Annotated in this window: 28 protein-coding genes; 11 read left to right on the plus strand and 17 right to left on the minus strand. The window is 62.1% G+C overall.

Features of this window, described 5'->3' with window-relative positions; all coding sequences use genetic code 11:
- Positions 1-53: 53 nt before the first annotated feature.
- From V1292_RS33615 to V1292_RS33660, 10 genes are all read right to left on the minus strand, one after another.
- The gene (locus V1292_RS33615) at positions 54-425 is read right to left on the minus strand and encodes an immunity protein YezG family protein (protein ID WP_334376862.1); all 372 of its coding nucleotides are present in this window, start codon (positions 423-425) and stop codon (positions 54-56) included.
- On the minus strand, positions 418-1,107 hold the full coding sequence (locus V1292_RS33620; protein ID WP_334376863.1) for a DUF4781 domain-containing protein: 690 nt from the start codon (positions 1,105-1,107) through the stop codon (positions 418-420). Before V1292_RS33620 ends, V1292_RS33615 begins: the two co-directional genes overlap by 8 nt.
- 145 nt (positions 1,108-1,252) lie before the next feature.
- Positions 1,253-1,888 carry a tetratricopeptide repeat protein gene (locus V1292_RS33625; RefSeq protein ID WP_334376864.1) on the minus strand — a complete coding sequence of 212 codons (636 nt, stop codon included), beginning with the start codon at positions 1,886-1,888 and terminating at the stop codon, positions 1,253-1,255.
- Positions 1,889-1,918: 30 nt separating this feature from the next.
- Entirely contained in the window at positions 1,919-4,081 is a 2,163-nt protein-coding gene (sctV, locus tag V1292_RS33630) for a type III secretion system export apparatus subunit SctV (protein WP_334376865.1), read from the minus strand.
- Entirely contained in the window at positions 4,078-4,485 is a 408-nt protein-coding gene (locus tag V1292_RS33635; protein WP_334376866.1) for a histidine kinase, read from the minus strand. Before V1292_RS33635 ends, sctV begins: the two co-directional genes overlap by 4 nt.
- Before the next feature lie 6 nt (positions 4,486-4,491).
- Complete coding sequence (locus tag V1292_RS33640) at positions 4,492-4,878, minus strand: hypothetical protein (protein ID WP_334376867.1); 387 nt, start codon at positions 4,876-4,878, stop codon at positions 4,492-4,494.
- A gap of 33 nt (positions 4,879-4,911) precedes the next feature.
- The gene (locus tag V1292_RS33645) at positions 4,912-5,871 is read right to left on the minus strand and encodes a SctD/MshK family protein (protein WP_334376868.1); all 960 of its coding nucleotides are present in this window, start codon (positions 5,869-5,871) and stop codon (positions 4,912-4,914) included.
- A 153-nt stretch (positions 5,872-6,024) separates the two neighbouring features.
- Positions 6,025-6,246: a nodulation protein NopA gene (locus V1292_RS33650; RefSeq protein WP_334376869.1), complete on the minus strand. Its 222-nt coding sequence runs from the start codon at positions 6,244-6,246 to the stop codon at positions 6,025-6,027.
- Between the two features lie 182 nt (positions 6,247-6,428).
- Positions 6,429-6,659: a hypothetical protein gene (locus V1292_RS33655; protein ID WP_334376870.1), complete on the minus strand. Its 231-nt coding sequence runs from the start codon at positions 6,657-6,659 to the stop codon at positions 6,429-6,431.
- Between the two features lie 245 nt (positions 6,660-6,904).
- The gene (locus tag V1292_RS33660; RefSeq protein ID WP_334376871.1) at positions 6,905-7,717 is read right to left on the minus strand and encodes a secretin N-terminal domain-containing protein; all 813 of its coding nucleotides are present in this window, start codon (positions 7,715-7,717) and stop codon (positions 6,905-6,907) included.
- A gap of 164 nt (positions 7,718-7,881) precedes the next feature.
- Here V1292_RS33660 and V1292_RS33665 point away from each other — a divergent pair, with 164 nt between their 5' ends.
- The 11 genes from V1292_RS33665 to V1292_RS33715 are packed head-to-tail and all read left to right on the plus strand — an operon-like array spanning position 7,882 to position 16,408.
- Positions 7,882-8,427 carry a nodulation protein NolB gene (locus tag V1292_RS33665; protein WP_334376872.1) on the plus strand — a complete coding sequence of 182 codons (546 nt, stop codon included), beginning with the start codon at positions 7,882-7,884 and terminating at the stop codon, positions 8,425-8,427.
- Positions 8,428-8,467: 40 nt separating this feature from the next.
- On the plus strand, positions 8,468-9,340 hold the full coding sequence (sctJ, locus tag V1292_RS33670) for a type III secretion system inner membrane ring lipoprotein SctJ (protein ID WP_334376873.1): 873 nt from the start codon (positions 8,468-8,470) through the stop codon (positions 9,338-9,340).
- Positions 9,341-9,366: 26 nt separating this feature from the next.
- Positions 9,367-10,032: a hypothetical protein gene (locus V1292_RS33675; RefSeq protein ID WP_334376875.1), complete on the plus strand. Its 666-nt coding sequence runs from the start codon at positions 9,367-9,369 to the stop codon at positions 10,030-10,032.
- 19 nt (positions 10,033-10,051) lie between these two features.
- Positions 10,052-10,657, plus strand: a complete 606-nt coding sequence (gene sctL, locus V1292_RS33680) for a type III secretion system stator protein SctL (RefSeq protein ID WP_334376876.1) — start codon at positions 10,052-10,054, stop codon at positions 10,655-10,657.
- On the plus strand, positions 10,654-11,994 hold the full coding sequence (sctN, locus tag V1292_RS33685) for a type III secretion system ATPase SctN (protein WP_334376877.1): 1,341 nt from the start codon (positions 10,654-10,656) through the stop codon (positions 11,992-11,994). Before sctL ends, sctN begins: the two co-directional genes overlap by 4 nt.
- Positions 11,970-12,491 (plus strand): hypothetical protein, encoded by a 522-nt coding sequence (locus tag V1292_RS33690; protein ID WP_334376878.1) that lies wholly within the window; start codon positions 11,970-11,972, stop codon positions 12,489-12,491. Before sctN ends, V1292_RS33690 begins: the two co-directional genes overlap by 25 nt.
- Positions 12,491-13,597, plus strand: coding sequence for a type III secretion system cytoplasmic ring protein SctQ (gene sctQ, locus V1292_RS33695; protein WP_334376879.1), 1,107 nt, complete (start codon positions 12,491-12,493; stop codon positions 13,595-13,597). The genes V1292_RS33690 and sctQ overlap by 1 nt, the downstream gene beginning before the upstream one ends.
- Positions 13,590-14,246 (plus strand): type III secretion system export apparatus subunit SctR, encoded by a 657-nt coding sequence (gene sctR, locus V1292_RS33700; RefSeq protein ID WP_334377234.1) that lies wholly within the window; start codon positions 13,590-13,592, stop codon positions 14,244-14,246. The genes sctQ and sctR overlap by 8 nt, the downstream gene beginning before the upstream one ends.
- A gap of 14 nt (positions 14,247-14,260) precedes the next feature.
- Positions 14,261-14,536: an EscS/YscS/HrcS family type III secretion system export apparatus protein gene (locus V1292_RS33705; protein WP_028346779.1), complete on the plus strand. Its 276-nt coding sequence runs from the start codon at positions 14,261-14,263 to the stop codon at positions 14,534-14,536.
- Positions 14,537-14,552: 16 nt separating this feature from the next.
- The gene (gene sctT / locus V1292_RS33710; RefSeq protein ID WP_334376880.1) at positions 14,553-15,371 is read left to right on the plus strand and encodes a type III secretion system export apparatus subunit SctT; all 819 of its coding nucleotides are present in this window, start codon (positions 14,553-14,555) and stop codon (positions 15,369-15,371) included.
- Positions 15,368-16,408, plus strand: a complete 1,041-nt coding sequence (locus tag V1292_RS33715) for an EscU/YscU/HrcU family type III secretion system export apparatus switch protein (protein ID WP_334376881.1) — start codon at positions 15,368-15,370, stop codon at positions 16,406-16,408. Before sctT ends, V1292_RS33715 begins: the two co-directional genes overlap by 4 nt.
- Positions 16,409-16,620: 212 nt before the next feature.
- Here the strand turns inward: V1292_RS33715 and V1292_RS33720 are convergent, their stop codons facing one another.
- The 7 genes from V1292_RS33720 to V1292_RS33750 all read right to left on the minus strand — a co-directional run bounded on the left by V1292_RS33720 (position 16,621) and on the right by V1292_RS33750 (position 26,845).
- Complete coding sequence (locus tag V1292_RS33720; RefSeq protein ID WP_334376882.1) at positions 16,621-18,114, minus strand: serine hydrolase domain-containing protein; 1,494 nt, start codon at positions 18,112-18,114, stop codon at positions 16,621-16,623.
- A 156-nt stretch (positions 18,115-18,270) separates the two neighbouring features.
- The gene (locus V1292_RS33725; RefSeq protein WP_334376883.1) at positions 18,271-18,957 is read right to left on the minus strand and encodes a CpaD family pilus assembly lipoprotein; all 687 of its coding nucleotides are present in this window, start codon (positions 18,955-18,957) and stop codon (positions 18,271-18,273) included.
- 14 nt (positions 18,958-18,971) lie between these two features.
- Complete coding sequence (locus tag V1292_RS33730) at positions 18,972-20,381, minus strand: type II and III secretion system protein family protein (RefSeq protein ID WP_334376884.1); 1,410 nt, start codon at positions 20,379-20,381, stop codon at positions 18,972-18,974.
- A 326-nt stretch (positions 20,382-20,707) separates the two neighbouring features.
- Positions 20,708-21,442 (minus strand): response regulator transcription factor, encoded by a 735-nt coding sequence (locus V1292_RS33735; RefSeq protein WP_334376885.1) that lies wholly within the window; start codon positions 21,440-21,442, stop codon positions 20,708-20,710.
- 226 nt (positions 21,443-21,668) lie between these two features.
- Positions 21,669-23,474 (minus strand): ATP-binding response regulator, encoded by a 1,806-nt coding sequence (locus tag V1292_RS33740; RefSeq protein ID WP_334376886.1) that lies wholly within the window; start codon positions 23,472-23,474, stop codon positions 21,669-21,671.
- A 311-nt stretch (positions 23,475-23,785) separates the two neighbouring features.
- Positions 23,786-25,096 (minus strand): HlyD family type I secretion periplasmic adaptor subunit, encoded by a 1,311-nt coding sequence (locus tag V1292_RS33745; protein ID WP_334376887.1) that lies wholly within the window; start codon positions 25,094-25,096, stop codon positions 23,786-23,788.
- Positions 25,097-25,099: 3 nt separating this feature from the next.
- On the minus strand, positions 25,100-26,845 hold the full coding sequence (locus tag V1292_RS33750) for a type I secretion system permease/ATPase (RefSeq protein WP_442895585.1): 1,746 nt from the start codon (positions 26,843-26,845) through the stop codon (positions 25,100-25,102).
- Between the last annotated feature and the right edge of the window lie 51 nt (positions 26,846-26,896).

Consider the following 26,896-nt stretch of genomic DNA (forward strand, 5'->3'; position numbering starts at 1 on the left):
CCGCGAACGCCAATGTCCTTCAGTGGCGCCGCCGCTGCAACGGACTTATGCGATCATTGCTGGCGTGCGCGTGTGGCCGCCGCGTCCAGGCGCGCCGACAGGTCGGCGTCGTAGACGAAGTTCGCGAAGAATTCACCGTCCGGCGTCACCCGAAACGTCGCCTTGTTCCATGGCTCGTGCGCGCTCGAGGTCATGATCGTCTGCAGCTTCTTGATGGCTTTGGCGACCGCATAGTCGAGACGATCGACATCCAGATCGGCAACGCCTCGCTCCGCGGGGTCGCGCGTATAGTCTCCGGTAAATCCGGTCGACGTCTTCCAGATCTCGGTCTCAAGCCGGATTTCCTGCCACGGTTCGTCGACCGCGGCCACGAGCGCGTTCGCCACAAAATCGTAGATTTCCTCGACGGTATTCAATTCAGCCATGGCATCTGCTCCCGTCGGCGTCGTGCTCGAGCGCGACGGTTCCGTCAGGGCGAGCGATCAGATGTCCGCCGGATGGATAGGCCATCGATCCCGGCGGAAGCTGATTGTTTTCCCGCCAGTCATCGAAGTTGTCGTACGCGCGCCCGATATTATCGACGAAGCGCTCGCGCCCATCGGCGCCGGTGACGCGAAAGAGCGGTAGCCGGACCGGGCCGGTGTCCGCGCTCGAATAGGTGACCGGCAGAACCGTCACCCGCGCGGCGTCGCCGCCCGCCACTGCGCGAATCTGGTCGGTGACGACGCGAACCGCCGCAGCGTGTTCGCCGCTGCCATAGAGCGAGAGTTCGCCGCGCGAGACGGCCGCCTGAACTTGCGCAAAGCTTGTGCCGGGCGGCAGCGCCGGCGGCATGCCCATCGCAAAGCCGACGGTATTGTCCAGATCGGTTCCGCGCAGATGCTGCGGCGTGTCGCCACGCGCGAAAAGAAAGCGTTGGGCGGGCGCCTGTGCCTGCGGCTCGACAATCGCACGATTGGTCCAGGGATCGTCCGCTTGCCGTAGCGCATCGGCGGTGATCGCCGGATTCATGCGAATGGTCGCGAGCGCATCTATGCGCGCCGCAAGCGGCGCCTTGTCGGCGCCCTCGCGTCGCTCGGCTGCGACGGCGCTGGCTCGTGGCGACATATTGCCTCCGTTGACATGCGGAGCGTCGATCAACATTCGCCACGGCCGGCGTCGACGGCATCATGCATGCACCGACGAGCGTGGCAGTCGCAGGCAAGCTAGCGTTCAAAGCTGATGCGAAGCTGACGCTACAGGGCCGGACGTGCTATCGAACGTTCGCGGTTCCCAGCGTCTTCGAGAGCGCGAGGTTGTTGCGCGCCGCGCGATCGTCAGGCGAAACTGCAAGAGCGCGGTCATAGTGTCGCTGCGCCTCCTGATGCCGACCGACCGCGTCCAACGCTATTCCGGCGCCATTGAGCGCTTTGACGTTTTGCGGATGCCGTTCGAGGATGGCGCCGAACGCTGCGAGGGCTTCTGCATGCTGCTGTCGCCCGAGCATGATCTGCGCAAGACCGACCTCACCATCGACATTGCCGGGCGCTACCGCAAGCGCCTCGCGAAACGCGGCCTCTGCCCCGTCGAAGTCGCCATTGCGCATGAGCGCGCGGCCGAGATCGATCTTGGGCTGTGGTGTGGACGGCTGACGTTCCGCGATCCGCCGATAGATATTTGCTGCGTTTAGCGCGTTTCCGCTGCTCTCGGCGGCCTGGGCCAGCCGCGTCAGCGCCGCGGTGTCGAGATTGGCGCTGCTCGCGGGAGGCTCGGATGATCCCGCGACGGTGCCGAGTTGTGCTCCGGCTCCGGCGCAGGCGCTGAGGCCAAAGGCAAGCAACGGGAGCGCGAGCGAGCGCAACCACTTCGATCCCGCGCACGATCCCGACGGCTGCGCACCCTGACTCAACACGCACCTCACGACTATCCAGCCATGCGGTCATCCGACGGCCGGTACGACACCCTGTGGAAACGATCCAGATCGCGGAGCCGTATCGGAGCCAAAGCTCCCGGCGAGTCCAATCGTACCGACCGGCTGAATGGTAAAGTCGCTCGCCAACTCTTGATATGAAAGCACAGGAATGTCCAGACCGTTGCGCACGAGGAAGCCGCGCACGAAGCGGCGGATATCCATTGACGTCAAAATCACCGGCCGATTGCGATCCGAATGCGCATTTGCTCCGATGCGGCGAACCCTTTGCAAGAGCCCTTCCGAAACCTTGTCCTCCAGAACGAGATAGGGACCGACCGCGGTATCACGGACTGCGCTGCGGATCGTGTCTTCTGCAGCACGCTCGATCATGTAGGCAGGTACAATCCTGTGGGCGTTCGCATATTTATGACAGATTTGCCGCTTCAGTGCGGCGCGGACGTACTCGGTCAGAAGCACGACATTCGGCTCCTTTTCGCCCCATTCGGCGAGCGCTTCGAGGACCAGCCGCGGATTGCGGACCGAGACGCCTTCGTCGACCAAGCGCCGCAGCACATCGGCGATCCTCTGCACCGGGGTGGCACGCGTCACTTCCTTCACAAGTTCGCCATACCGGCCTTCCAGCCGCGTGAGCAGCGCCCTGGTTTCCTGAATGCCGATAAATCGTGCAGCATTGCGCGCGAGCACCTCTTGCGCACGGGCCGCGATGACATCCGTGCAGTCGCAGTAGCCGATGCCGGCCGCCGACAGCGAACTCTCGTGTGCTGCATCGATCCAGACCTGATCGGACGATCTGGCATCGCCATCGGTCTGCGCCGAGATGCCGGCGAGTTCCAAATTCACGGGATCGTCACACAGCAGCAGCCGCTGCGGATCCACGTAACCCTCCTCAACCGGTACGCCTTCCACCTCGATCCGAAATCGTGACGTGCCAAGCGTCGAATCGAAAACGACGCCAACCTCCGGTATCAGAATGCCCAGCGTATCGGCCAAACTGGCACGCGAAGCATCAAGCTTCGATCGCAGATTCTGCATCTCTGCCGTGGAGCGCAGATCGTCCGCCAGCAGAACGATGACCGGCGGCGCTTCTGCAGGCGCCGCCTGGCGCATCTCTCGCGTGCGCGACGGGGCGTTCGCGCGCGCGTCGCCTGCTCTCGCCATGTCTTCTTTGGCGATCCCCGCATCCTCGTCGCCCGCATTCGATCTCGTTCCTGCGACCAGGCTTCCGGCGCCGAACGCAAGCGCAAGCACCAGGAATACCGCCGTCGGAAAGCCGGGGATCAAGCCCATGGCAAGCAGGACGATGGCAGCCAGCCACAGCGCGCGCCGATCTGCGGATAGCTGGCCGGCGATATCGCGTCCGAGGTCCAGCCGGCTGTCGCCCGTTACTCGCGTGACGACCGTCGCCGCGGTAATCGAAAGCATCAATGCGGGAATTTGCGAAATCAGCGCATCGCCGATCGTCAGCAAGGTGTACTCGCGCACAGCTTGAACCAACGGCATGCCGCGGCTCAACGTGCCGACCGCGATGCCGCCGATCAGGTTCACGACAATGACGACCAGCCCGGCGATGGCGTCGCCCTTGACGAACTTCATGGCGCCGTCCATCGCCCCGTAGAGCTGGCTTTCCTGCTCGAGGCGACCGCGCCGGCGCCTTGCCTCGACCTGATCGATGTCGCCATTTCGCACTTCGGCGTCGATCGCCATCTGCTTTCCCGGCAGCGCATCGAGAATGAAGCGCGCACCTACTTCGGCGACGCGCTCCGCGCCCTTCGCGATGACGATGAACTGCACCACCGTGATGATCAGGAAGACCACCAGGCCGACCAGAACGCTGCCGGCGATGACAAATTCGCCGAATGTCCGGACGATGTCGCCTGCATTGGCCTGGGTGAGAATGAGGCGGGTCGTGCTGATGGTGAGCGCCAACCGGAAGACCGTCGACAGCAATATGATGCCCGGCAATGTAGAGAATTCGAGCGGGCTCAGCACATAGAGCGACACCATCAGCAACAGAACTGCAAATCCGAGATTGAAGCCGATCAGCAGGTCGACCAGCAGCAATGGCATGGGGAGGATCATCATCGCGACGGTGAGTATGAGCACCAGCGCGATCATCAAATCCGGACTGCCGGGCGCCCGGGCGACCAGCGTCTTCAGTCGTTCCATCATTCGCGCCCTCCATGCGATCGGGCAACTACAAACTGATCAAATCGCCGGCGTGCGTCGGCCATCTGCCCCTCGAGACGCAGCGCATGGCTTCGCAGCAACAGAAGCGGCGCCTCCGATGCCGGATTGGTATCCAGATCGTCCAGGCGATCGATGGCGGCGAGCGCGGCCGCCCCGTCCTTGTTCGCGAGGTGCGCGTACGCCATTATCCTGATTGCTTCGACATCGTCCGGCCGCGCCCGCACGACGAGGCGTAGCAGTGCAAGCGCGCGGCGGCATTGTCCGCAGGCCACATAGACGTAGGCGAGCGCGGAGAGCAGATCGCGCTGGTCGGAGCCGACAATCGCGCCTGAACGATGCGGCGGCTGATCGTCGGACGGGTCGGGCTTCCGCATCACGCCACGCATGGCGGGCTAACCTTCGACCAGGCTGTTGCTGTTCTGGCGCAATTGCGACAGCCGCTTGAGTTCGCGCCGGATGGTTAGCACCCCCTCGCGAACGAGTCGCTCGTCTGCGCTGCCTGCAAGGTCCGACTGCAGTTGCTCGAGCAACGCGCGATGGCGCTCGGCCTGCAGGACGTGCGGATTGCGCAGCCGCGGCATCACGAATGTCATCAGCGCGTCGACCAGATTTCGACCTGCAAAGCCCGAAGCGGCGTCGGGCCGATCGGCCCGCGAAATGATGGTTTGCGCCTCGTCCAGATGCCTGCGGGTGACGCTGTCAAGGCCCGGCGCGGCGAGCGTTCGTTCGATCGCGGCGTCGAGGCGCACGGCGGGCGGCAGGCTGGTCAGCTTGGGCATCGTCCGCACCCCGCTCCGGTCAAGGTGAACGCATCAGTAACGAACTGCGACAAGCTTCCCCTCGCGCCGCAGCAGGACTTTCTCGGCCTCGATGCGCTCGATCGCCCATCCGCCATCGAGCATGGCGCCCTCGAGGTACTTCTGACCTCTGATGAGAAGGTGAGGATGGGCTCCGCGCCACACGCCTTCGATGGACAGCGACAGCGGGACCTTTTCTGCCCTGACGCTGACGCCGTTCACAAGCGTGATGTCGCCTTCAAAGCGTTCGTCGAACCATCTTTGAACGGTCTGCCATTGCGCCGCAGCCTTCGGATCGATGGTCCCGGTCGCGGCGACGATTCCGACCCCAGGCTCGACCAGAACATTCAGGATGCCCATGCGCTCGACTTCCGCCCGCATGGCATCGGCCGCAGCCTTGACCGCGTCGGATCCGGGATCGGGAATGCTAAGGCCACCTTCGCGCTCACGCTGCACCGCCTGTCTGACGATCCCAGTCACCGGGATATCGGTCGGGTTCGCGGCTGAAGCGAGCCAAGTCTGCCGCAGATCCGCGTGAATCGCACCGGCCGTTTGCGAAATCGGCGCGTCCGCCAGCGAGTGCATCATCAATGCGATCGAGAGGATGCTGACCAGTCCCACCCCCATCAGCAAACGCGACCGCGACATTGAAACGCCGAACAGGCCGCCGCGCGATTGCGGGGCCGGATCGTCGGCGCGGCTGAAATGCAACTGCGCGGCGCCAATGTTCATTCGCAAAGGCGTTGCAACCGCCTGTCGTGCTCCGGCTGCAAGATACTTCTGCGGGCCGACCGAAATCCTGCCCGCCAACGCCTCGACCTGAAGCTCGGCTCCGGAGGTATCGATCAAGGCATGAAGGCGTTCGACGTCGGCTTCCATGAGCACGATGTCGGCATCCATCGAGCTGCCGATCGTGTAACGCCCGGGCGCGAAGGCATGCGACGAACCGGCATACAGCCCGGACTCAATTGACATTGTCAGACAATTGGGCGGTAACGACATGGCTCGCTCCGATTCTTCGTGGCTGGAAGCCCCGCGTTCTGCAAGGCGGTTCCGAGGCGGGCTCGGAATGAAGACGAGTGCGCGATGCGCGCCATGGAGCGCGCACCGCGATGTCTGAGCAGACGATTACTGAACGCGCTCGTCGGCCACTTTCTTCTGCGTGTTCTGGTCGACCTGCAGGCGACGCAGCTCCATGCTCTTCTGCATGGATTCCTGATACGTCTGCTTGAGCTGGTCCATCATGGCCTGGAAATCGCCGCCGGCCGCGCCGCCGCCGTTACCGCCGCCAGCGACGGCACCCGCCGCCGCGTTCACGACGTTGCCGACACCACCTAGTACTCCGCCCATTGTTCATCTCCTGTCGTTGATGTCCTGGATGTCTTTGCCGTCTTCGTCACGCCTTGGCCTCCGACTGCTGTCGAGCCACGACGCGACGTCCATCAGGCTGCCGCGCAGAGGCGGCAACCTGAAGCCTTGTGTTCGAATCGCACCTCATCGAGCGCATGTTCTTCACGAACGACGCTCTAACCTTAAGAATCCTCTTCTTCCTCAAGCGCTTCCCGGCCCATATCCATGATGTCCATGAGCGGCTGCACCGACATCATGCCGATGGCCTTCTGCAGTTCCGCCTCGAAGGCTTGCGACTCTCCACCGCCGCCATTGCCTTCGATCGCGCCGCCAACGGCTCCGCCGACCATGCTGCCGACAGGACCGCCGAAAATGCCTCCCGCGATCTGTCCAATCGCTCCGAGTACACCCATGACGAATTCTCCTTCGTTCATCTCGTGGCGCGACGGACGATCTGGCCGGCGCGATACGCGGAGTTGAATGCGATCAGGCTATCGGTAGATCACCGCAGCCGACCGATGAGGCGTCTTGCGATTTTCTTTTCGCAACAGACCTCATGGCGCACACGCTATGAGCGTCAGCTTTCGGGAAGCTGACGAGAGGTCGGCTTTTTGAGGAAGGAGAAATAGAGGATGTGGACAACCGCTCAGCGCGGACTTTAGCGTCGGTTGGGGCTACCGGGATCGCCGTCACGTCCACCAGGCTGCTCGCGTCCGGCTGATGTGCCTGAGGATTCGTTCGGGCCGAAGGTCGCCTCCAATCGTCCGTTACGAAGGATAGTGGTCTGCGAACCGCGAAAAACGGTCAAGAACGTATCCTGCGGAGGCGTCGATTCCACTCGCACGCCGGCGGGCTTTGGGCGCGCTTGCTCCTCGGCGATCAACCCATTGAGGGTCTGCTCGACCAACGCCACGAATCGCGGCGGTCCCGTCACCAGAACAAGCTGCGTATTAGGAGCCGGCCTCACCGCATATCGCTCGTCGGCGACGTCGAACGCCGCAAGCGTCGACGCAAGCTGTTCAAAGGATACCGGACCGGGAACAAGCAACCTGCTTTGCGATTCGCGGGCCGAGGTGACATGCAGCACCTGTCCGTCAAAGTACCACTCAAGATTAAAGAGTGAGGCCAGCCTGTTCAGGAAGGCCAGCGGCGCAAGGTCAGGGAGCCGGCCCTGAATGCGGCCGCGGATCTCCTGGCTCACATTGACCTTGATACTGAGATTGCTGCCGAACTCCAGAAGCGCCGCCGACAGATCCTGGTTAATAACCGTGTAAGTGTAAGTGGTGTCGGGCAGTTTGAGGTGCGCGGCGAGCGCTCTCGAGGACAACAGCAGCGACGCCGAGACGCTCAAGCCCGCAACAACAAAGCTCGCTGCAACGAGGCGTGCAACAAAACCACGCCCCTTGTCGCGCGCGGCGCTGGAACTCTGCTCGGGCACCGTTCTTGGCGTCATACATCCGTCGTTCTGCAAGCCGTCTCCCCGATCGTTATCCGACACACATATCGAATCGATGACACCAGGTTCGGAACGGCGGCGATGATCTCGTCACTTTCCGGTCAGCTAGCCTCAATAGCCTTCCCTGCACCGCATGCAATGCAAGAGCAGCTTCTCGAACATCAAGCCGAGGCGAAAACATGTCCTTCGATCCGCTGGCGGCTATCAATGGTGCAGTTTCCACCACGGCGCCCCTGTCTGGAAGCGCCGCGCCGGCTGGCGATGCCGCGGGTGCATTTTCCCGCGTGGTCGCAAACGCATCGTCGGAGGCGAGCAACACCGCCACATCCCACGCGTCGGCACGCGCACAGGAAAGCAGGCACGAGGCCACACGTGTGGCGGCCGTGCGAGAGTATCCGCTGACGTCATTGCCGAGAAATCCACATGACGGACTGGGACATCACGTGCTGGATCGGCTGGAAACACTCTATCGCGGCGATCAGAGGCTGCGCACGGCGAATTCCCATTCCGCAACCGATGCCTCGCCGGTCGCGCTCGCGGGCGCTGGACTTCCGCGCGGACCCGCCGCTGCGCCGCTAAACGGTGCGACGAGGCCGGATGACGCCTTCAACGTCATGATTCGCAACTTCGAACAAGTCTATCAGCAATCCATTCAGGTTGGCTTGATGACCAAGAGTACCGGCGCCTTCACCACTTCGATGAACAAACTGATGTCCTCGGCGTGAGCAGCGGCTTGGATATTCCCGACCTCAAGCGGAGACCCATATGATCGCCGTCCGTGCCGTGGTGAAACTGGTCGTGCTCGCGGTCGTGTTTTGTACTCTGGCAGGATGCCAGACGGAGCTTTATTCCAAGCTGGACGAGCGCGAAGCCAACAACATGATTGCGCTCCTGCACAAATACGGCATTTCAGCCGAGCGCTCGTTCGCCAAGGACGGCACCAGTCAGATCAGCGTCGCAGAAAACCAGCTCCCGCAAGCGATCGAGCTTCTCAAGGCAAACGGCTTGCCGCGCAGGACGTTCACCAACATGGGAGAGGTCTTCAAGAGCAGCGGCCTGATCTCGTCACCGACGGAGGAGCGCGCGCGCTTTATCTACGCGCTGAGCGAAGAGCTGTCGCGCACGATCTCCGACATTGATGGCGTTCTTTCCGCCAGAATTCACGTTGTTCTTCCAAAGAACGACTTGTTGCGTCAGGATGCGACGCCGTCATCTGCGTCGGTGTTCATTCGTCACGATGCGCGCGCACCGCTGAAATCGTTGCTGCCGCATGTCAAGATGCTGGTGGCGAACAGCATCGAAGGACTGTCCTACGAAAAGGTGTCGGTTGTGCTCGTTCCGGTGGAACGTCCTTCCATTGACGTTGCTGCGCCAACGACGGTCGGCGCAGCAACTCAAGCCGGACTGATGGCAGCCCGGCCGGCTGGTTCGTCTCAAGCGCTCTATCTTTCCCTCGCGGGCGCCGCGCTGCTCCTGACCGGGGCGCTGGCCTTCTGGCTCGGCCGCCGCCAGGAACGACACGCGCGCGGCGGTTCGTCGCAAGCGTCCGGCGCCGCCCGCAATGATCCACCAAGAATAAAAAGTCTCTCCTCGAATGATCGTAGCGCCGATCAGGCGGTCGCGCAGCGTGCTGCCTGAGGTTGGCGTTTCCGGCAAAGGACTTCATGTCAACCGAATCTACCCTACGCTCCGAATGGAAGGAAATGGCTCCGCCTGATGCCGCGCGGCTCGTTCTCGCCGCTCATCCGCGAAGACTGGCGGATACGCTCGACAGCCGGCTCTCCGTCGCCGTCATCGGCCGCCTGCAGGGCTGCCCTCGTCTGCATGCCCGAATTGCGCCGTTGCTGATCCGGCCGGAGGTCGACGGCCCGGGCGATATGCCCGCAGACGATGCGACTGCGTTGGCGAACCGGCGAGCGACATTCGAACGTCTGTTCCAGGTCGATCTGAAGCAGGCATCGTCGCTGGCCGGCGCTGCCTGGCACGCCCGGTCGCTTCGGCAAATGATCCGCGGCCGCGACGTCGCCGATCTTGTCGCCCAAATCGGGCAGCGCGCCCATGCATTCGGTTTGCGCCGTGAGGGCTTCGCGCCCGCACTGCATTCCGTCGCGTCCGGCGCTTTGGCCGAACGAATCACGCGCGACGGATATGCGTGCCTTGGCGTCTGGTTTTCGTCCTTTCCGCAGCCAATGCGGCAGCAATTATGTGTCCGGCTGCCGCCTGAAAGCGCTGAGTCTTCCGAATGGAGCGACGCGCAGCGGAGACTGGCGCTCGGCCTGATTGATCCTGTGCTGTCAGAACTTGACGAGTCGATGAATGCCTCCGCTTGAGCCGCCGGCGCGTCCCAAATTGAAGCCACGCGGCCCCGTCGTGCGAGCTGAGGAGTTCAACCATTGGCGCGAGGCGGCGCGCGCGGTCGATGCAGCCCACCACTATCTGAAATCGATGCAGGAGCTGGCCCAGGCTGCCTACGAGCAGGAAAGGCAGCGGGGGTTTCTTGAGGGTCGCGAGGCGGGTAGCCGCGAGGCCGCGCAGCTCGCGACGAACCTGGCCGGAGAGGCCACGCGCTATCTCGGTGAGATCGAGCGTGCCGTTCCATCCATGATCATGGTCATCGTCGAGCACATTCTCGGCACGTTCGACGAGGTCGAGTTCGTGACGCGGGCCGTTCACCAGGCGGTGACGACGCTGGCCGGGTCGGAGATATGTCTGCGCGTCGCGCCCGAGATGGTCGAGCCGCTGCGCCGATCGCTTGACGAGGACGGCTCTTGCGACGTGCACTTGCTGCGCGTCGAGGCCGATGCCGGCATCGCCCCCGGCGATTGTCAGATCGTGACGCAGGCCGGCAACATCGAGATCGGTCTGGCGGCGCAGAGCCGGGCGCTGCGGAACGACCTGCAGCAGCGGCTGAGCGCGATCGAGATCGCCGGCAGCAATGGACAGCACGCCTCATGACCGAGGAACGGTTATCCATTCGCTTCGCGTCGCACCTGCCGCGGCTGCATGACGCCGTCAAACAGATTGACACCCGGCCGGTGCGGGGTCGCGTCACCAAGGCGGTTGGCACGCTCGTTCACGCCGTCGTGCCCAATGTCCGCATCGGCGAATTGTGCACCATAGCGGACGCCCAGGCCGGGCACTCGATCAACGCCGAGGTCGTGGGTTTCACCAGCAAGGGCGTGCTGCTCACGCCAATCGGCGGACTGCATGGGCTGTCGATGCGGAGCGAGGTGATACCGACCGGCCAGACCATGACGACACCGGTTGGCGACGCCCTTCTAGGGCGCGTCATCGACAGCCTCGGGCGCGCGCTCGACGGCGGCGCGCCGATCAACCGTCGCGAGAATGTCCGTTCCCTGCATGGTCCGGCCCCCAATCCGCTCACGCGGCAGATGATCGATCGTTCATTCAGCGTCGGATTGCGTGCGATTGACGGGCTGCTTAGCTGCGGCGAAGGCCAGCGCGTCGGCATCTACGGAGAGCCGGGAAGCGGCAAGTCCTGGCTGCTCGCCCAAATCGTCAAGAATGCGGACGCCGATGTCGCAGTGATCGGCCTGATCGGCGAACGCGGACGCGAAGTGCGGGAGTTCATCACGCGGCAGCTCGGCGAGGCGGGGTTGAAGCGGGCCGTCCTCGTCGTCGCCACATCGGACAGGTCGCCGATCGAACGGCTCAAGGCGGCCTATGCCGCAACTGCGATTGCCGAACATTTCCGCGACAGCGGGCGCCGCGTCCTGCTCTTGATCGACAGCATCACCCGCTTTGCCCGCGCGGCGCGCGAAATTGGCCTGGCCGCAGGTGAACCACCAACCCGCCGCGGCTTCCCGCCATCTATCTTCGCGACCCTGCCGCAATTGATCGAGCGCGCAGGCATGGGTGAGCGCGGCTCGGTGACGGCCTTCTACACCGTTCTCGTCGAAGGCGATGGCACCGGTGATCCGATCGCCGAAGAGACGCGGGGCATTCTCGACGGCCACATCGTTCTATCGCGCACGCTCGCGAGTTCAGGCCACTTTCCGGCCGTCGACATCCTCGCAAGCCGCAGCCGGCTGATGGAAGCGGTGGTCTCCCGCGAACATGGCATCGACGCCGGCAAGCTGCGCGCCCTGCTCGCCCGCTACGCGGAAATCGAGTTCCTGATCCAGGTTGGCGAGTACAAACAAGGAGCAGACAAAGTGGCCGACGAGGCCGTCGCGAAGATCGACAACATTCGATCGTTCCTGAGGCAGCCGGCCGATGAGCGGACAACCTTCGAGGAAACCAGACGATGGATGGCACGCCTCACCTCATGACCAATATGCGCGCGCTGTCGCGCTACCGCGCGTTGCGCGAGCAGCAGGCTTGCCGCCTCATGCAGGCGGATGCCACGGCGCGCGACGGGGCACGCTCGGCAAACGAGGCGGCGGCGGCCGCGCTTGCTTCCGCGGAGGACGATCGAAGGCTTGGCGAGCAGCGTTACTACCGCGATCTCGCATGCACCGCGCGCGTTACGATCGACATGCTGTATCGGCGGCACGACGAGCTGGTCCGACTGGGCGCAGCGGTGGAAGGCGCAAGCCGCCTCGCGGAGACGGCGAGCGCGGCGCTCGCGCGCAGCGAGAGCGAGTTGCTCCGGTCCACGGCCGAGTATCGCGTGCGGTTTCGTGAAGTCAGAAAAGCACGCCTGCTGCAGGGCAAGCTTGAGGATGCCTTCCGTTCTCACATGGCGCTGATCGACGAACTGGACGCGGAAGAACAGCGCAGCATTAGGTATGTGAGTAGGCCCGGCGGCCGGAGTGAATGGCCGTGATGAGTGCCGACGGAGCGCTTGCGACCCACCGAGAGCAGCCGCAGAAGACCGGCGTCGCGCCATGGCAACCGCGAATGCTGTGCGAACTGCCGGATTTAGCCGTCCTGAACGCTTGTTCCGTCCGGCGCGCGCCGTTCAGGGGCTCCATCGAAGGCCTGCCGATCGAATTTGACCTGTCGCCCACCTACACGTCTGCGCCGGCCGCCACGGCAGACGATCGTTTCGAAGCGATCCTGAGCTGGGGAGACGCTCAAGCAATCGCTACGCTTGCCTTCGCACCCGTGCGCCGCCTGTTGGAGCGAATTCAGCCGGAGCTTTCCGACGATCCGCCGAGCGATCCGGCTCTGTCTCTACTTATGGAACTTGCGCTGGCTCCCCTGCTCGCGAAAATCGAGATGTACACCGGCACGCCGCTCGCGCTTCGGTCATCTTCCCGCCGGGCGGCCGGCGATCTCCCGAGACCCGGTCCGCAGTCGCGCTGGCTAGTCTTTCGCGGCACGCTGGGTGGCGATCTCCTTGAGCTTGCGCTTGAATTCGACGGTCACGTCGTCGAGGACTTCGTCAAGCTCTTCCAGCATGTCGCGCCGGCAAGATTGTCGTTGCCGCAGACATTCGTTCCCATCGTCACGATCCTCGGCGCAGGCGCCGTACGGCTGCCGGTGCGCACGCTGCAAGACCTGCACCATGGCGACGTGCTGATACCGGACGAATTTCCATTCGAGCGCGGCGAAGTTGCTCTCACGTTCGGGCATCGATATCGGGCTATCGCGCGCCTGGAACAAAACGGAGCGCGTGTTCAATCCGCGCTTCAGCACAGCAAGTCAATTCGGGAGATCAATGCGATGGATGGCAAGGGCACATCCGGCGTCGTCGAGATGGATGATCTCGGCGATCTCGAAGTTCAGTTGACGTTCGAACTGGGTCGACAGACCGTCGAACTGGAGCAACTCCGCACGATAGCGCCCGGCTATGTCTTTCCGCTCGCACGTTCGCCGGATGACCCCGTCGACATCGTCGCCAACGGCCGCCGCATCGGCCGCGGCGAGATTGTGCGTGTCGGTGATGGTCTCGGCGTTCGCCTTGTTCGCCTGTTCGACCATGGCTGACATACAGCCCGGCATACTTGCGCTTATCGCGATCACCTTCGGCTTGGGATTGCTGGTCTTCGTCGTCGTGACGACGACCTCATTCCTGAAGATCTCGGTCGTGCTGTTCCTCGTTCGCAACGCGCTCGGCGCGCAGCAAGTGCCTCCGAACATCGTCCTGTATGGCGCCGCGCTGATCCTCACCGTCTATATCAGCTCCCCCATCATCGAGCAGGTCTACGGGCAACTGAACGATCCGACCCTGCAGTACAAGACGTTCGATGATTGGGGCGTCGCGGTGAAGCGCGCCCAGGAACCCGTGCGTGACTATCTGAAACGCTTTACCAGGCCGGAAGAGCGGCAATTCTTCCTTACCGCCACCGAACGCGTATGGCCGGCCGACATGCGTAATCGCGCGAGCGAGGATGACATTTCCATCCTTGCCCCTTCCTTTCTGCTCGCCGAACTCAAGCGTGCCTTCGAGATCGGCTTTCTGCTCTATCTTCCGTTCATCACCATCGATCTCGTGGTGACGACCATCCTGATGGCAATGGGCATGTCGCTGGTATCGCCGACGGTGATTTCAGTTCCGTTCAAGCTGTTCCTATTCATTGCAATCGATGGCTGGTCGCGGCTGATGCACGGGCTCGTCCTGAGTTATGCGCAATAGCGGAGGACGCTCTCATGGAAGAAGCCAGCATTCTGACGCACATGAGCACATCGCTCAGCCTGTTTCTCGTGCTGACGTTGCCGCCATTGCTGGCGGCGTTGGTGGCCGGACTGATCGTCGGGATCCTGCAGGCCGCCACACAGGTCCAGGACCAGACGCTACCGCAGACCGTCAAGCTGCTCGTTGTCGTCGCCGTACTCGGCTTGCTTTCTCCGCTGCTTGCCGGCCCGCTGATCGATCATGCCCGGCGTCTGTTCACGGAATTTCCTGCGCTCACCACGCGTTTGTGAGGGATAGTCGACCGCGATGACGTCACTGCTCTCATCGGCGGATTTTCAGCAGTTCATTGACGGCGCGTTGACGGCTTTGCTGGGCCTCGGCATCGCCGCCATGCGGACCCTGGGCATCGCTCTGGTGTTCCCGGTGTTCACCAAGGCGGAGCTCGGCGGCGTCATCCGGTCGGGCTTTGCGCTCGCCATGGGTCTTCCCGTAATGTGGCACGTGACCGACAGCATCGGGGCGCTGGGGCCGCACCAGAACGCCCAACTTGTCTTGATCGCGATGAAGGAGCTGATGGTGGGCGGGCTCATCGGCTTCATGTTCGGCGTGCCGTTCTGGGCCGTCCAGGCGGTGGGCGAGCTGGTCGACGAGCAGCGTGGCGTGACCAACGAGGAGGCCTTCGATCCTGCAACGCGGTCGCAAGCGTCGTCGCTCAGCCTGTTTCTCGGCATCAGCGCGATCGCCGTCTTCGTCGCCGCGGATGGCCTGCGCATTGTGGCCGGAACTCTCTACGACAGCTACGCAATCTGGCCCGTGACGAGCTTTACGCCCAGGCTCACGCTCGACAACGCCCTTTCGATTGCCAAGGCCCTCGATCACATCCTCGGCTACGCGCTGCTGGTCGGTGGCCCGGTCATCGCACTGTTCCTGCTGCTCGATCTGTCGGTGATGCTGATCGGCCGGTCCGCTCCGCAACTGAACGCGTATGATCTGCCGCCGACCCTGAAGAACGTGGTGTTCGTGGTCTTCATCGGCATCTACGCGACATATCTCATGAACTATATGCGGGACGAGCTGGCGGGTACGCACGGCGTCAGGGGTCAGCTCGAGCGGTTCCTGCAATGAGCGATGCCAGCGAGCAAAAATCGCTCCCGCCTTCGACGAAGAAGCTTCAGGACGCGCGCAAGAAGGGAAAGATATCCCACAGCCACGATTTCGTCAGCGCGGTCGGTGCGGTGGCGGCGATCGCGTATCTGTGGGCATTCTCGGCGAGTATCGTTGGCCTTTGGCGGGACGTGCTGCTGCTCGCCGTTGGTATGCAAAACGAACCGTTTCAGGTAGCGCTGCCGCAACTGGGCGCAGCGCTGATCGCTTTGTGCTGGCGAACGGTTGTGCCGCTGCTGACGGTCGCTGTCGCGGCTGCAATACTTGCCAACCTCATCATCAATCGCGGCCTCTTGTTCTCGCTCGTGCCGATGACCCCGGATCTGGAACACATCAACCCGTTCACCGGGTTCAAACGGATCTTCGCGCTCAGGAACTGGATTGAGCTTGCCAAGACCGTCGTTAAGGGCGTTCTGCTCGGATCCACCTTCGTCATCGTGTTGGCAGGCACGCTGAACACGCTGGTCCGGCTGCCGATCTGCGGCGAAGGCTGCATCGGCTTCGTGTTCGGCAGCATGGCGCAGTTGCTGCTCGGCATCGGCATTGCCTTCCTCCTGACGACCGGCTTGATTGACATTCTGCTTCAGCGCTGGCTGTTCCTGCGCGAGATGCGTATGACGATCACGGAAAGCAAGCGCGAGCTGCAGGATCAGGAAGGCAATCCGCTGGTACGCAGCGCGCGCCGGCGCCAACGTGAGCAGCAGGCCCAGGAACCCGCGATCGGTCCGCGCCATGCCACGCTGTTCGTGCGCGGCGACGGCGTAGTGATCGGCCTTCGCTATATCAGGGGCGAAACATCCGTGCCCATCGTCGTCTGCCGTGCTAGCGGCGCAGCCGCCCAATCGCTTCTGGACATTGCAGCATCCGCCCGCATTCCGGTTGTCCCGGATGCGGCGCTTGCCCGCGGCCTGCGGCGCAAGCCGCGGCTCGGCAGCGCCATCGCAAGCCAGCAGTTCGAACGGGTCGCCCGGGCAATGCTGGCCGCCGGCCTCGTCTAGGAGCGTGAACGAACTCATAAATCTATAGACGTTGGCGGACGTCCGTTTTGGTGCGTATTACCGACTCAAGTCGGCTTATCAATGTCTCCTATTCCATCGAGAGCGGACTGGTCAGCATGAACGACACGTCTCATTTCCCGATAACCTCGATGCCACGATTTTCAATATTTTTGCTTTTCTCGCTTGGCCCGTCGTGTCCTCTGTTGCCAAACTCAGGGGCTCGGGCCCTTTTGTGCTTTTGGCGCCGCCTCGATCAGCAGCTCGAGCGCTTTGCTGAAGCCGGAAGCGGCGTAAGATTGGCCCCGATAGTGCCCGAGACGCACGACGACGAGATCGTGCGAGGGAATGATCAGTGTGGTTTGCCCGCCAGCGCCCGCCATGTAGTAGGCATCGCGCGGGACTGGATATTGCCCGTCGCCGTTGAGCCAGAAAAAGGCTCCATAGATCGGCCGATTGTCCGCGGCCCAGGCAGGCGCAAGTGTGCTGACGAATGTGGTGTAGCCCTCTGGGAGAATGCGCTCACCGTTCCAAACGCCCCCCTGAAGATAGAGATTGCCAAGCCGCGCCCAATCGCGCCCGGAGCCAACCCCATAACCTTGCCCTAGAAAATTTCCGAACGGATCAGTTTCGATCACCATGGTGCGGATGCCGAGCTTGTCGAACAGCGCCCGCTGAGGAAATGAGAGATATTCGTCGCCGCGTTTTTCGACAGCGAGCCGGATCAGATAGTTGATCAGGACCGGATCGGTGTTGCGATAGCGTCCTACCGTGTTGGGAGGCCATTGCAATGGCCGTGTCGCCGCGTAGTGAAAGGAATCGATGCCGCCGGTATAGAGATAGACGTGATCCGGGTAAGGCCCCGTCGGGTCATAATCCGGGTCTAGGGGCGCCCTGATCCGAAGCCCGCTCGACATGCGAAGGAGATCCGCAATGCGTATTTTGGCGCGCGGGTCGCCTGGCGTTTGCCATTCAGGGATCGGTGCCGGCTGGTCCAAATCATAGACGCCGTCTTTGACCAGAATGCCAAAGAGCGCTGCCGTGACGCTCTTGCCCATGGACCAGCTTTCGAGCGGCGTCTGCGCCGTAACACCTTGCGCGTAGCGCTCGGCAATGAGGCGGCCTTTCCACGTCACAACGAACGCCGCGGTCAATCCTTCGGCCGGCTGGAACGCGGCATTCACAGCAGCTTTGAGTTTCTCGGCGTCGATCTCTGTCGGCAGCGGCTCCTGCGGCAGCATGTTGCCCATGGGCCACATTTGGCTCGCAGGATCGGGCAATCGGCTCTTGACGGCGACCGGCTTGAAATTGATGGCGGTCTCGCCGATCGGGAACGTGACGCAACCCTGGCTCCCGAGATGTTTGGCCGTCCGCGTCACGCCGCTAGGGAGCGTGACGTGGACCGCCTTGTTGGCGCGATCGATGACCGGCTTGCCGAGCTTCGCGCGCTGTCCGTAGGGCGCCGTGAAAAACCCAACATTGCCGGCTGCGAAATCGGGCGCCAGGCCGGTCATGAATACAGCGGAGCACATGACCTTCGCATATCCGGCCGCGTGATGCGTCAAGGGATCGCCTGGCGGCGGCACATAGGGCGTATCGAGTTCGAATGATTTCGCGCGGGCGATGAGCGCGTCTTTGGTGGGAGCCTGCGCAGCCGCCGCCGTACCGGTGAGAGTCACAAGAATCGTCACCAGAAGACCCTTATTCATGATCGCTCCTGCGAAAACGAACAATAATCGTTTGGTTCAATTGCTGCGCATGCAACACATCAAGATACCCTAACGCGCATCTGAGTCAGAGTATCGACCAGCCCTGGCGGCGCAGGATATCAGATCCGCGGCACAACCGCTCGGCCCTGGACTACGCTACTGGGCGGGCGCGCCGCCTGCGCCACCGGCCGGCGTCGCCGGGTTGGAGGGCGGAACGTTGACGAGAACCGCTCCACGTCCGGCTGTCTGTGGCGTGAGAACGGAATTGCCGCTGAACGTGCGATGGCGCGTCACCGGAATAGCGGCGCGCTCGCCATCGGACGGCGGCACCGCGGAACTTTCCAGCAGATCCTTCGGGTCGTTGACCATGGTGGCGAGGTTCGAAAGATTCGAGCAACCGAGCGTCGGTTCGAAATGATTTTCGTTCGGCGACGCCGTGATCTCCAGCGACGGACATCCCGGCGCAAGTGCTGTGTAGCGCACGGCAACGACGCGGATCGCGAAGCGATGGCGCTCGTCGGCCGGCTCGTTGACTTCCTTCACCTTGAAGGGCGTGACGCCCATGCGGATGGTGCTTCGCCTCACTGCGTAACGTGCGCGCGGATCGATCCCGATGACGTGCACATGGATGGCATCGAGCCGGCCAGAGCTCGCAGTATAGATGAAGTCTTCCAGGCGGCGCTGGTCTGCCGATGTCAGCGCACCACGTGAGCCGCTGGAGAGCAGAAGGATATGCGGCGCGGGTTCGACCAGGGCGGCTGGCGGCGTCTCGACATAGGCATGACAGGCCGAGAGCAGCGGCGCGAACAGGCCGACGGCCAGGAACATCATGGTCGTGCGCATCCGGATTCCCCTCGTCATTCGAGAATAAAGCCATCTTGGAGCGGTCGCGTAACTTTCGCCTTCGGCGCCTGACGTCCCGGCGGCGGTGACCCAACCCTGTTCAGCAAAACGCGATCGACGTCGGAGGGTGGCGCGACACGGTCGGTCGGCGCCTGGACGCGTGTCGCACTGATAGCGGGCCGCACGATGTAAGGCGTAACGATGATGACGAGTTCGGTTTCGTCCTTCTGGAAGTTGCTCGAGCGGAATAGCGCGCCGAGCACAGGGATATCGCCTAGCCAGGGGAATGCCGAGATATTGGTGCTGAAGCCTTTGCGGATCAGGCCGCCGATCGCAAAGCTTTGCCCGCTTGCGAGTTCAACGACCGTATCGGCACGCCGTGTCGCAAGGGCTGGAATGGTAAAGCCATTGATCTGGACCTGGCCGTGACTCGAAATGTCACTGACTTCCGGCTTGACCCGAACGCTGATCATTTCGCCGGCAAGGACGGTCGGGATGAATTCAAGGCTGACGCCGAAGCGCTTGAATTCGACGCTGAAGCGGTCCAGCCCCTGGGCGACCGGTATCGGAAACTCGCCGCCTGCGAGAAAGCTTGCAGGCTCGCCGGAGACCGCAGTGAGGTTCGGTTCCGCCAGAATGGAGACCAGACCCTCGGCTGCGAGCGCGTCAAGCACGGCGGAGATGTTCGTACCTCCAGCGCTAAATCCGACAAAGGCAGAACCGGCTCCCGTTGGCGATCGGATAAGTTGTCCCGCCGGACCAACGGCAGTTCGGCCATTCACGAGACCGAAACGGAAACCTCCCGTCTCGGCGGTCGCGTTGAGATTGAAACCGAACTCCTTGGCGGCGTTTCTGGCCACTTCCGCGACCCGTACCTGGAGATTAACCTGCAATGCGCCGGCTACGCGCAGTCTGTTGGTGATGATGGCACCCTGCCCCAGGAATTGCGCCGTAATCGATTTTGCGCTTTCCGCAACGTCGGCACTGGGTACGGTGCCGCTCAACACCGCACCGTTCGGCGTGTAGGACACCTGGATCGCATAGTCGCCGACCTCGTTGCGGAGCATTTCGCGCAGGTCCTTGATCGGCTGGGTAACAACGACTTCGTATTCGGCGATTGCCTGCTGGTTGTCGTCGAGCGCGAAGAAGCTCGTTCGACCGGGCTTCTTCCCGAAGATAAAGGCCGCGTCGTTGGAGGGTGTCTGGATATCGGCAATGGCAGGATCGGCGACAAAGATCGTCTTCGCCGGCTGCGACAGCCGTATCGTCTGGCCGCGCGCCACATCCAGACGAATTTGGCCACGATCGGCCACGCCGGTCGTCGCATCCCGCATCGCTGCCTTGCGCAAGGGAACCATGCGCACGGACGGCTGTTCAGCCGCCAATACGTTGCTGCCGGAAGCGCCAACGAGAACGCACAGCAACAATATCCAGGATCTTGTTGGTCGAAGCTTCAACGGCACTTGTCGCCGGCCTTTTCGGAATTACGCAGTGCGGGGCATCGTGAGGTCGACTTTGACTCCTGGCGCTCGGTTGAGCTTCAGGCACGCTCTCCAAGATCCCGACTGAGTGAAGTGCGTGGAGCTTCGGATTGCATGATTTATTCTAATCATCGATCGCAGCGCGGTCAGCACACGCCGCGCATCAGACGTTGCAAATGAAACAACATGTGGTCGGCACAACACACTTACATCAAAGCCGCCTCTTTGATGCCACGCTCGTGTCATCGAAGTGAATCGTTACCATCACATCAGGCTCGAGACACTTCCGAGCTCTTGCCGCCTGCATGCGTCGTGTCGGAAACGGCTGGCCGTGCGAGTTCGAGAATGTAGCCGATGCCGCGGTCCGTTCTGATCGAAACCGTTGCTCCCGATTTCGAAAGGTGAGTCCTCAGCCGGTAAATGCCGACTTCCAGCGCATTGGAAGAAACCTCATTGTCATAGCTGAACAGGCTCTCTTCCAGCGCGGCCTTTGGAACCACGCGCCCGAACCGGCGCATCAACACCTCAAGCAGGCAGATCTCGCGCCGCGGCACCTTGACCGAGGCGCCGTTGATCCACACCTGCCGCCCGGCGGGGTCGAACTCGACATTGCCCGCGCGCATCACAGGTCCAAACGCAGTGGTCGGTCGCCGCAACACGGCGCGCAGTCGCGCGATCAGCTCATCCATGTTGACCGGCTTGAGGATGTAGTCGTCGGCGCCCCCGTTCAGGCCTTCGACACGATCGTCGACGCTGTCCATTTCCGCTGTCAAGATCAGCGCAGGCACCGGCCATCCCGACCGCCGCCGGTGGCGAAGCCAATGGAGTCCGTCGCCGTCCGGCAGTTTGCGATCCAAGAGGATCGCGTCATAGGTCACCACTGCGACGGATTCCGACGCGTCCTCCAAGGTGCCGACAGAATCCGCAGTGAAGCCGTGAAATTTCAGGATATCGGAGATGACAGCGGCGACCTTCGGCTCGTCTTCGACCAGGAGCACCCGCATCCATTGTCCTCCCAAGGCGACCGCCGCGCCGCCTCAACCGTTTCGACAAGCGAGCACGCAGTCCTAACTGAGCGCGCATCGTTTGGAGGGCGATGCGGCTGCTGCTTGTGAGGCCGCTTCGCGAACGCGCGCATTCAGCATTTCAAGTGCGTTGAACCTCTTTTGAATGACGTTCTAATGAAGACACCGCGGCGAAATCCGTTCGCATGCTTGCAGCGGGTACCTGTCATGCGGACAGATCAAACAACGTCGGTTCGATTTGAGGTGGAGCCTCCAATCGCGCCCGTGGAAGATCGAGACAGATTTGAGTTCCACAACCGGGATCGCTTCGAACCGTGACGTTGCCGTTCGACTGCCTGGCGAAATTCCTGACCATGCTGAGCCCGAGGCCACTGCCGTTTCCGCCGTTCTTTGTGGTGAAGAATGGCTCGAAGATTTGCTCCGCAACCTCGGCCAACATGCCGACACCGGTATCGCTCACGACAATGCGGACATATTCCCGCGTCGCCGGATCCTCGCAACCTCGGTCATCCGCCGCACGATAAATATTCTTCACGCAGAGGCTGAGTTGGCCGCCATCGGGCATCGCATCCCGCGCATTGATCGCCAGATTGACGATGGCGGCTTCGAGCTGCGGCCGATCGACGTAAACGGGCCAGCAGTCCTTGTCGTAGCTCGTGCGGATCTGAATGTTGGCGCCAAGTGCGCACACCAGCAGGTCCCTGATCGATTCGACGGCTTCGATCACATCGACGACATCGGTCTCGATCGAGCGGCGACGCACGAAGGCGAGCAGGCGGCCCGTCAACTCGGCGCATGTCTGCGCTCCTTCGAGCGCCGAGCGGAGGCGACGACAGGCGCTGCCGTTGTCGCGAATGAGCAGATGAAGCAGATCGAGGTTGCTGATCACCACGCTCAGCATGTTTCTGAAGTCGTGAACGATCCCTCCGGTAAGCCGGCCGACCGCTTCCAGCTTGCTTGCGTGCAGAAGATCCGTCTCGAGGGATCTTCTGTCGCTGACGTCGAGCCAGAATCCAAAGAGCTCGCGGCTGCCGTCCTTGCGAACCTCACTCAGGACGGCATGATCAAAAAAGCACTTTTCGGTCCCGTCCGCGCAGCGCCAGCGGTACTCGACGCTCGCGGAGCCCGCCTTTTCGATGTTCGCGAACGCCTGAATCACCCGACCGTGTTCTTCGGGGTTGAGTCTGGCCTCCCACAGATTCGGTTGTCTCACGAAATCCGAACTCGAAAAGCCCGACAATCGTCGGATGCTGTCGTTGGTGAACCGCAAACGTCGCAAACCGGGGCCGCTGGTTGCCGTGTATAACGCAATCGGCAGCGACTTCAGTACGAGTGATTGGTGTTCCTCGCGATCACGCAATCGCTGTTCGGCAAGGATCTTTTCCTTCAGAATGCGCCGGTTCTCCAGCAGTAACCGCTTTTCCTGCTCGGCAAGCCAGCGTACCTGCTCGGTCTTTCGATGTAGATCGATGAGGATGTCGACCTTCGAGCGGAGAACCGTCGGATTGATCGGCCTGAAGACGTAGTCGACCCCGCCGGCAGCATAGTCGTTTGCGATCCTCAGTTCGTCGTCGCCGCAAGCCGCGACAAAAATGATGAAAGCCTGCGACGGGCGACGATCCGCCTTTATGCGCGCGGCCACTTGAAACCCGTCAAGGTCAGGCATGTGAACATCAAGAACGACAACCGCAACGTCGTCCTGGCGGACGCGGCTCAGCACTTCCGACCCGAATTGCGCCTGGATGACCTCACGATCAGGAGCCGCCAGGATCGCCTCCAACGCTATCAAATTCCGCGGATCTTCGTCGGCGATCAGAATCTTTGGTCTCGCGACCGGATCGTTTGCTTGATGCGGTGTCCGTGGCGCCAGGGCTTCGGTCAGCATTCTTCGCAGCCCCAACCGGAAACAATGCAGGATAACTCGACCGAACGCCGAACCGCGAAGACCGGATCGATTAGCAGTGCGGGGTTGCGAACGATCACGATGACGGCCGATTTCAGAAAGCGACATCTTCGCTCGATAACTCTGTCCATCAATCGTGGAGAGAATAAGATCATTCGTTAGCAGAGCGCATTTTCGAGCCGCTCAAACCCCGGGTTGCTGGCGCTTGGAGTAATCGCGACGCGCACCTTTGGTTCCGGCGCTTAACGAGCAGAGCGCGAAAAACGCATTTTGAAATTTGTGACAGATTTTTTCGCGAGCACGCATCTCGTTGACGAGGTTGGTCAGCTTCGCGTCAGGAAAGTCGGCAATGTATTTGGCAAGGCTCTCGCATCATGCCGCGGCTTCGATCGCCCCGCGGCGCAGACGTTGACGCGTCTCTAACGTTCGCGAAATGCACGCGCAACCTGGTCGTAGAGCGGTTTTGTAAGATAGGACGCCACGGTTCGATCGTTCGTTTTGATGAACGCCTCAACCGGCATTCCCGGCACCATCTTGACATCGCCCAGCCGGCTAATTTCCGCCGGCTCGATTGCAATCCTCGCCGTATAGTACGTGGCACCCGTGCGGGGTTCGGTCGTGACATCGGCAGATACGCGACTGACGGTGCCATTTATTTCCGGCGTAGTGCGCTGGCTGAATGCAGAAAACCGAAGAAATGCAAGCTGGCCGACGCGTACCTGGTCGATATCTTGTGGTGCGATCCTCGCCTCTACCGTCAAACGATCGGTCGCCGGCACAATCAGCATCAGTTGTTCACCTGCGGTAATGACGCCGCCGACGGTGTGAACGTTCAATTCGTGAACCGTGCCCGAGATCGGGGCGCGGATGTCGATCCGCCGCAACTGATCTTCAGCGGCGACCTTCCGTTCCATGTACTCATTGGCCTTTCCATCGATTTCGCGCAGTTCGCGGCCAACTTCGCTCGCCAGTTCTCGGTCGATCTGGGTGATCTGAAGTTCGATCTCGGCCATCTTCCCTCGTCCCTGCGCCGCCGCCGCGATCAATTGCGCGCGCTCGCCGTCGAGCCGCGCCGCATCGCGCTCGAGCGCCGTCAGTCGATTGATCTGGATCAGATTCTTTGACCAAAGCTGCCGCACCCCCTCCAGTTCCTGGTTCACCAAAACCAGTTCCTGCGATTTCGCCGCCTGCTGAGCGATAATCCCGTTGGCTTCCTCGTCAAGCTGAGCGATCCGCTCTCGGAGCTGGCGTTTTTGACCGAGCCTGGTGCTACTGCGCAATTCGAACAGACGTTGCTCATCGGCCATCAATTCGATGATACTTTCATCCTGCCGTCGGCTTTTGAACGCAGACGGCCATGACACTTCCGATGCACCATCGCGCTCGGCCCGTAACCGCGCGCGGCGTGACGTCATCTCGTCAAGGGCCCTCGACACGATCTGCAGATTTGCCCGCGTCATGGTTTCGTCGAGACGGACCAGGATATCACCCGCCGCCACGCTCATCCCGTTGGTCACTGCGATTTCGCCAACGACGCCGCCGGTTGGATGTTGAACCTTCTTTGCGTTGGACTCCACGACAACACTTCCGGACGCGATCAAGGCACCCGCGATTTCCGTGGTCGCCGCCCATCCGCCAATGCCGCCGGCAACGAGCATGACGGCAGCCAGGCCAAAGACGATATGCCGTCTGATCGACGGACGCGCGTCAATTAGTTCCGTGTCGGACATTGTTCATCCTTGAACGGCTTGGACGACCTTGGGCGTGCTGACAACGGCATCGCGCCGCAGCACCTTGGCAAGCACCTCGTCCTTGGGGCCGAATGCTTGCTGGCGTCCACCGTTCAGTGCGAGCACGTGATCGACTCCGGACAGCGCGCTAGGCCGGTGCGCCACCACGACAACGATCGCTCCCCGTGCCCGGGCACCGAGGATCGCCTGCGTCAACGCCTCGTCCCCTTCCACGTCCAGATTGGAATTCGGCTCGTCGAGGACGACCAGGAATGGATCGCCATAAAGCGCTCGCGCTAGCGCGATGCGCTGCTGCTGCCCGGCCGATAGCGAGGAGCCCTGCTCGCCGATTTCCGTGTCATAACCCAGCGGCAGCGCAAGCACCAGTTCGTTGACCCCTGCAGCTTTGGCAGCAGCGATGATGGCCTCCGACGTGGCGTTGGGATCAAACCGCGAAATGTTTTCTGCAACCGTCCCTGCAATGAGTTCTACGTCCTGCGGCAGATAGCCAATGTGGCGTCCGAGATCATCGGGAACCCATTGGTCCAGCGTCGCGCCGTCGAGGCGGACAGTACCGCGCGCCGGCGTCCACAGACCGACCAGAACTCGGGCTAGCGAGGATTTCCCCGAGGCGCTGGGACCGATTATTCCGAGCCCGTTGCCGGCCTTGAGGGAAAAGGTTACCTCGTGCACGACCGCCCGCTGAACGTCCGGCGGCGCCGCACTGATATTATCGACTGTCAGCCCGCGTTGCGGCCTGGGCAGCGACGTCGGCGTTCTCAGTTCCGGTAACAGCACCAGCAGCTTGTTCAGACGCTCGCGCGCCTGCCTGGCGCCGACGAAGCTGCGCCAGTGGGCAATCGCGAGGTCGACCGGTGCGAGCGCCCGCGCCGAAAGTATCGAGGACGCAATGATGACGCCGGCGGTGGCCTCTTGATTGATCACAAGATAGGCGCCGACAGCAAGCACGCCCGACTGCAGCATCATCCGAAACGACCGCCCGGTAGCGCCAAGGCCAGCGGCGAGATCGCTTGATTTGGCATGCCCGGACAGGAATTTGCGGTTCAACGACTGCCAGCGGCCAGAGATCCACCTGCCCATGCCGAGCGCGGTCAAGGCTTCGGCATTTCGACGGCTTGTTTCCGCCAGTCGCGCGCGTTCGTTACCGATGCGATTGGCGTCGAGCGTCGACTGCTTCGCAAGCAGCTCCGACAGCAGCGTCAGCGAAACCAGTATCAGCGCGCCCGCCAGCACCGTGACGCCAATCCAGAAATGAAAGGCAAAGCACACCCCGAGATACAGCGGCACCCAAGGGAGATCGAAGAATGCCGTTGGCCCGGGACCCGACAGATAGGCGCGCACCGTGTCCAGATCGCGCAGCGGCTGGATCGACTCGCCGCGCTTCGGCGCCTGGATCGGCAAACGCATTACCGTTGCATAGACGCGATCCGACATTTCCTGATCGAGCCGGATGCCGATCCGAACCAGCAGCCTGCCGCGCAGGGCATCCATCAATCCCTGAAAAACGTAGAGGGTCAGCGCCAGCACAAGCAGGCCAACGAGCGTCGGTACACTCCGGCTTGGCAGAACCCGATCATAGACCTCCATCATGAACAGCGAGCCGGTCAGCGCCAGAATATTGAGGATTGCGCTGAAGCCGGCGATGGCAAGGAAGGCCGAGCGATACTGCGCGAGCGCAGAATCCAGCTCCCCGCGGGCTCCTCCGGATTTCTGCCGACCGGTTGTCAATGGCTAAACTCACTCATCCGACTTTGGCGGTATCCGAGAATTGTTACAGAT

Origin of the sequence: Bradyrhizobium sp. AZCC 1719 (genome assembly GCF_036924525.1) — a bacterium.
Lineage (GTDB): Bacteria > Pseudomonadota > Alphaproteobacteria > Rhizobiales > Xanthobacteraceae > Bradyrhizobium.